The organism is uncultured Caulobacter sp. (genome assembly GCF_937900395.1).
Lineage (GTDB): Bacteria > Pseudomonadota > Alphaproteobacteria > Caulobacterales > Caulobacteraceae > Caulobacter.
Genome location: NZ_CALCDX010000157.1, coordinates 1 through 4,593, shown reverse-complemented (window position 1 = coordinate 4,593; position 4,593 = coordinate 1). Strand labels below are relative to the sequence as shown.

Sequence of the window (4,593 nt, the reverse complement as noted above, 5' to 3'; positions counted from 1 at the left end):
TTGAGGGCCGCGATCTCGTGGTGCACGAGAACATGGTCTACATGCGCACCACGACGGGCCTGCGCCGCGTGGACGTGATCTATCGGCGGGTCGACGACGACTTCATCGACCCCCTCACCTTCCGCCGCGATTCTTCCCTGGGCGCGGCGGGACTGTTCAACGCCTATCGGGCCGGCAACGTCGTGATCTGCAACGCGCCAGGCACCGGCGTCGCCGATGACAAGGCCGTCTACGCCTACGTCCCCGACATCATCCGCTACTACCTGGGCGAGGACGCCATCCTGCCCAATATCGAGACCTATCTCTGCCGCGAGCCCCGCCAGCTGAACCACGTGCTGGCCAATCTCGATAAGCTGGTGGTCAAGGCGGTCGGCGCGTCCGGCGGCTACGGCATGCTGGTCGGGCCGCACGCCTCTCAGTCCGAGCGCGAGGCCTTCGCCGAGGCGATCAAGGCCGATCCCGAGAACTACATCGCCCAGCCGACCATCCAGCTCTCGACCGCGCCCTGCCTGGTCGACGGCCGGATCGAGCCGCGTCACGTCGACCTGCGCCCCTTCATCCTGTCTGGAGAGAAGACGATCGTCACGCCCGGCGCCCTCACCCGCGTCGCGTTGAAACGCGGCTCGCTGGTGGTCAATTCCAGCCAGGGCGGCGGCTCCAAGGACACCTGGGTCCTGGCCGAGGAACATGGTCCAGGCAACGGGAGCGTCCGCCCATGATGCTGGCTCGGGTCGCCGACAGCCTCTACTGGCTGGGCCGATACATCGAACGCGCCGAGCACCTCTCGCGCCTGTCCAGCGTCATGCTGAACGCCACGCTGGACCAGACGGATGCGGGCGCCCACGCGGTCTGGATCGCCATGGCCGCGGTCGGAGAGCCCGGCGACGGCGCCGGCGTCGCCTCGTTCGAGGCGGCCCAGAAGCTGGTGCTCGACCGCCAGGACCCCAATTCCGTGGTCTCTTCGCTGGCCCGCGCTCGCGAGAACGCCCGCCAGGTTCGTGACCAGATCACGACAGAGACCTGGGAGCGACTAAACCTGCTCTATCTGAAGGTCACCGACGCCCGCGCGGCCAAGGAGTTCTCCGACAGCTCGACAAACTTCCTGCACGACGTCATCGCCGACCTTCACCTATTCAAGGGCGCGGCTGACACCACCATGAGCCACGGCGAGAGCTGGCGGTTCATGATGCTGGGCGCCTACATGGAGCGCGCCCAGCTAGTCTCGCGCCTCTTGGAAGTCTGCTTCGCCGACTCCCCGCGCCACGGCCGACTGGACGATCACGTGGCCCTGGTCAGCGTGTTGCGCATGGCCTGCGCCTTGGAGCCCTATCTGCGTGTCTACACCGCCGAGATCGAGCCGCGGCACATCCTGGAGTTCTTGGTCTTTGACGAGGATTTCCCGCGCTCGATCCGTTTTGCCACCGCTCAGATCGAGCAGCACCTGACCGCCCTCACCCGCAGCGTCTCGGCCGGCGAGCGCGCTGGCCCAGAACGCCTGGCCGGACGGCTGAAGGCGCGCCTGCAGTATGCCGACGTCGATGAGCTCAAGGCCGTCGGCGCCGGACCGCTGCTGACCACCGTCGTCAACGAGTGCGCCCGCATCCACGAAGCGATCTACGAGACCTTCGTGGCCTATCCGCTTGAAATGCGCCTGCCGGCTTAGGGGGCCGGAGCGTGACAGCCGAAAGTGTCCGCGGTTTCGGCGCCCGTCACGCGACCAACTAAGGAATCTCGCCTTGCTGCTCGAAATCCGCCACGTCACCCAGTACCACTACGAGCGCCCGGTGCGGGAAAGCCTGATGGAGCTGTGGATGCAACCCCAGAAGACCGCGCGCCAGCGGTTGGTCAGCTTTGAGCTGGACCTGGAGCCCGCCGCCCAGGTGTTCTCGTACGCCGACAGCTTCGGCAACGCCGTCTATCACTTCGACGTCCCCCAGCCGCACGACAATCTGACCATCGTGGCCCGTTCCGCCGTCGAGACCGAGCCACCGCCCGAGCGGCCGGACCACCTCGACATGGGCGAGTGGGACCGGATGCGCAGCGAGTTCGTGCGCGGCGAGTGTTTCGACTTCCTGCGGCCGCATGGCTTCGTCCAGACGACCGAGGCGCTGCAGACCTTCATCAACGAGCACGATCTCGAGGCCCTTCGGCGCAAGGATCCCCTGACGGCCGTGCGAACCCTATCGGAGACGATCTACAGCGCCTTTGAGTACCAGCCGGGCGTTACGGACGCAGACAGCCCGATCGACCTGGCGCTGAGCGCCGGCCGAGGCGTCTGCCAGGACTTCGCCCACATCATGCTGGCGGTCTGTCGCGGCTGGGGCGTGCCCGCGCGCTATGTCTCGGGCTATCTGTTCACCGACCGCGAGGCTGGCGACCGTTCCGATCCGGACGCGACCCACGCCTGGGTGGAGGTGTTTCTGCCCAGCCTGCGCTGGGTCGGCTTCGACCCGACGAACAACATGATGGCCGGCGAGCGGCACGTCGCCGTCGCCGTGGGTCGCGATTACGCGGACGTGACGCCGTCGCGCGGGGTCTACAAGGGCGATTCCGAGAGCCAGCTGGCGGTTGGCGTCAGCGTGCGGAGGGCGCGGGCGGCCATGGCCGAGCCGGAATTCCTGCGCATGGCCCGGCCGAACTTCGCGGGCGGCCGTCGCCGGCCGACCGCCGTCCGCGAGGACATGCACCAACAGCAGCAACAACAGCAGCAGTAGGCGCGGCGGCGGCTGGGCCGCCGCCGAACATCAAGCCGGAAGCGTCGCGGCGAAACGCCGGGCGATGTCCAGAGCCCCCGCGGCGCCGCCGGCGCGCGGACCGATGCGGCTGGTCTCCAGGAACTGCACGCCCGCCTCGACCGACGAGCGCCAGACCACCTCCGCCAGGTGCACGCGGCGTCCGCCGGCGTCGACGAAGATGAACCGGTCCGGCGGCGGCGTGATGCCAGCTGTCGACAAGCGCGCGCCGCGCTCGGCGATGTCCAGCAGCGAGCACTTCCACGAACGCGGATCGTCGACGATGTAGATTTTGCGCGCCGCCGGCATCCGAGGATGCGCGCGACGCTCCGCGCCCGAGGGCTCGACCATAGACCTAAGACCTTCAAAACTTCTGCCGAGTCGGCGAGAGAGTTTACCGTAACCCTTGATATTTCGTCTGCGCCCAGCGGCGCATTCACCAAACCGGGTTTTCGAGATTTAGGTCCAGGACAACAGGCAGGCGCTAAGCGGCGTAGACGTGCGCCTTGCGCGCCGCCACGCGGACCGCGCCCTGGAAATGGGCCGCCTCGGCCCGCGAGGCGCTGATCTCGATCCGCCGACCATCAAGCGTCGTCGCGTTGACGGTCGTCAGGGCGCCTTGCACGTGCGCCCGATCGACGCGCACCTCGAAGCCGGCGTCGTCCAGCACGAAATCGTGCGGCCGCACATACGCCATCGCCGCGCCGTCTCGAACGCCCGACGCCGGCAAGGCCAGGGCGCCGGCGTTGAACCGGCCGCCGTTGACTTGTCCTTCGAAGCTGTTGGCCTCGCCGACGAAGCCGCAGACGAAGGCCGAGGCCGGCTGGTCGTGCACCTGGTCGGGCGTGCCGATCTGCTCGATGCGTCCCTGGTTCAGGATCGCGACCCGGTCGGCCAGTTCCAGCGCCTCTTCCTGGTCGTGGGTGACGAAGATCGTGGTCACGCCCGTGGCGTCATGCACGCGGCGCAGCTCGCGGCGCAACGACTTGCGGACCGTGGCGTCCAGCGCCCCGAACGGCTCGTCGAGCAGCAGCACGCTCGGCTGCACGGCCAGGGCGCGCGACAAGGCGACACGCTGGCGCTGGCCGCCCGAAAGCTGTGAGGGATAGCGTTGGCCCAGGCCTTCCAGCTCGACCAGCTTCAGCAGGTCCTCCACGCGCTGGGCGATCTCCGTTTCGACCTGCTCCGCAGAGAGGCCCGGCGCCTGGATCGTCACCGAGACATAGGCAATGTCGATGTTCGGGAAGCGCTCGATCGGCATCTTTGCGAGGCCGGTGAGCCCGAGAACCACGACCCCGAGGACGAGCACCCAGGTAAAGACCGGGCGCCGGAGGAACAATTCAACGAGGGCTCTCATGGCAGGACCTTTCCGGTTCGTCCGTCTGCAAAATCGATTTTGGCGAGCGCGAGGGCACGCTCGACGGCGGCGTCATCGCGCTGGACGCGGCGACCGGCACCGAGAAGTGGACCGCGAAGGTCACCAACGAAGTGATCGCGGCGCCGACCATCGTCATCGCCAGCACCAGCAGGAGCTCCGGGCCGGCCAGCGATACCGGCAGCGCGATGCTGGTCTCGGCCGCGAACGCACCGACACTGGTGATCGCCTCGGACACCGACACCGGCATCGTGCGCCTGCTCAAGGTCACCGGCGCTCATGACGTCGGGCGCGTGCTCAACCGGCTCGGCATCGAAGGCCAGATCGAGGGCGGCATCCAGCAGGGCATCGGCCACACGCTGTACGAGGACTACCAGATCGACCTGAAGACCGGCCGCTCGCTCAACGCCAACTTCGTCGACTACAAGATGCCGCTGTCGATGGACATGCCGCCGATCCGCACGGTGATCCTGGAGACCGCGCCCG

At 67.7% G+C, this 4,593-nt stretch carries 6 protein-coding genes and 1 pseudogene; 5 read left to right on the top strand and 2 right to left on the bottom strand.

Annotated features, from left to right (window positions below):
- The 3 genes from Q0379_RS13490 to Q0379_RS13480 form a co-directional block, all read left to right on the top strand.
- Positions 1 to 719, top strand: a 719-nt coding sequence (locus Q0379_RS13490; protein WP_299009570.1) for a circularly permuted type 2 ATP-grasp protein, incomplete at its 5' end; no start/stop codon positions are given.
- Positions 716 to 1,663: an alpha-E domain-containing protein gene (locus Q0379_RS13485; RefSeq protein ID WP_066681020.1), complete on the top strand. Its 948-nt coding sequence runs from the start codon at positions 716 to 718 to the stop codon at positions 1,661 to 1,663. The genes Q0379_RS13490 and Q0379_RS13485, both read left to right, overlap by 4 nt.
- A gap of 73 nt (positions 1,664 to 1,736) precedes the next feature.
- Positions 1,737 to 2,714, top strand: coding sequence for a transglutaminase family protein (locus tag Q0379_RS13480; RefSeq protein WP_299009563.1), 978 nt, complete (start codon positions 1,737 to 1,739; stop codon positions 2,712 to 2,714).
- A gap of 30 nt (positions 2,715 to 2,744) precedes the next feature.
- Here the strand turns inward: Q0379_RS13480 and Q0379_RS13475 are convergent, their stop codons facing one another.
- Both Q0379_RS13475 and Q0379_RS13470 read right to left on the bottom strand, forming a co-directional pair.
- A complete protein-coding gene (locus Q0379_RS13475) occupies positions 2,745 to 3,083 on the bottom strand; it encodes a PilZ domain-containing protein (protein ID WP_299009560.1) in 339 nt (112 codons plus the stop codon).
- Positions 3,084 to 3,216: 133 nt separating this feature from the next.
- A complete protein-coding gene (locus tag Q0379_RS13470; RefSeq protein WP_299009558.1) occupies positions 3,217 to 4,089 on the bottom strand; it encodes an efflux RND transporter permease subunit in 873 nt (290 codons plus the stop codon).
- Here Q0379_RS13470 and Q0379_RS24230 point away from each other — a divergent pair.
- Together Q0379_RS24230 and Q0379_RS13460 are read left to right on the top strand one after the other, a co-directional pair.
- A pseudogene (locus Q0379_RS24230) lies at positions 4,071 to 4,193 on the top strand (hypothetical protein); the annotation flags it as partial. The gene Q0379_RS13470 and the pseudogene Q0379_RS24230 sit on opposite strands and share 19 nt — an antisense overlap.
- Positions 4,194 to 4,328: 135 nt before the next feature.
- Positions 4,329 to 4,593: molybdopterin cofactor-binding domain-containing protein (locus Q0379_RS13460; RefSeq protein WP_299009552.1), on the top strand; the 265-nt coding region annotated here is incomplete at its 3' end.

Excerpts from the sequence above, each read along its gene's own strand:
- Q0379_RS13485 (WP_066681020.1), top strand. The coding sequence starts at position 716 with ATGATGCTGGCTCGGGTCGCCGACAGCCTCTACTGGCTGGGCCGATAC.
- Q0379_RS13475 (WP_299009560.1), bottom strand. The coding sequence starts at position 3,083 with ATGGTCGAGCCCTCGGGCGCGGAGCGTCGCGCGCATCCTCGGATGCCG.
- Q0379_RS13470 (WP_299009558.1), bottom strand. The coding sequence starts at position 4,089 with ATGAGAGCCCTCGTTGAATTGTTCCTCCGGCGCCCGGTCTTTACCTGG.